This is a genomic window from Mycobacterium sp. E1715, assembly GCF_001667625.1.
Taxonomy (GTDB): domain Bacteria; phylum Actinomycetota; class Actinomycetes; order Mycobacteriales; family Mycobacteriaceae; genus Mycobacterium.
Window position 1 is genome coordinate 1 of the sequence record NZ_LZJJ01000182.1, and the last position, 745, is coordinate 745.

General features: G+C 70.2%; 2 protein-coding genes. Both read right to left on the reverse strand.

Features of this window, described 5'->3' with window-relative positions:
* Positions 1-78, reverse strand: a 78-nt coding sequence (locus A9X03_RS28365; RefSeq protein ID WP_156737066.1) for a PPE domain-containing protein, incomplete at its 3' end; no start/stop codon positions are given.
* A gap of 343 nt (positions 79-421) precedes the next feature.
* Positions 422-745: PE/PPE C-terminal domain-containing protein (locus tag A9X03_RS09995; RefSeq protein ID WP_197696049.1), on the reverse strand; the 324-nt coding region annotated here is incomplete at its 5' end.

Below are 745 nucleotides of genomic sequence, written 5' to 3' on the forward strand. Positions count from 1 at the left end.
CATCAACGACCCCGACCCCGGACCGGCATAAATCCGCGCCGAATTAACCTCCGGCGGAAGCGCCCCAAAATCAAACACGAATTACTCCTTAACCTTGGCCGCTTGGCTCGGGTATTGACTGACGGTAAATCGGTGACGGCGGGTCGCCTGGGCGCCCGACCCCCGCAGCGTGGGCGGCCGCCGGTGCGCGTAGGCCTATGGGTCGTTCCTGCCGCGCGGCGCGGCAGGGTTGATCAGTCATCGGGCCGCTGGTCGCTTGCCGGCCATGAGCTGGAGCGAGGCGTTCGTCGCGACCGCGTGCTCCGACGCCGTGGTCGAGCCCGGGCCGCAGCGCTGTCCTCGGGACCGGGTTCGAGCGTGGCGCCAGCCGAATAAAATCCCGCCGCGGATAAGTGAAATGGTCAGCACTCATGTCGTCCCGCTATCCGGCCGATGGGGGTCGGGTTAGGACGCTGTAGCGGAAGCCGTATTTGTGGGAGTAGCCCGCGGCGGCGCCGGCGCGGCGGCCCATGACGCCGGTGGGCATGCCGCGCAGCAGGGCGTTGGCCGGAGGGTTGCCGGCCGCGCCGGCCTGCACCGGCAGCGCCTCGGCCTCGGCGTTGGCCGGGCTGACCGCCGAGGTCAGCGTGGCCCACTGCTGGGGCACCGACAAACCCCCGACTTGGGTGGCCTGCCCGGCACCGGCCGAGACGACGTTGCTGCTGAGGCTGCCCAGGTTGCCCAGGCCCAACTGGGCGAACTGCGG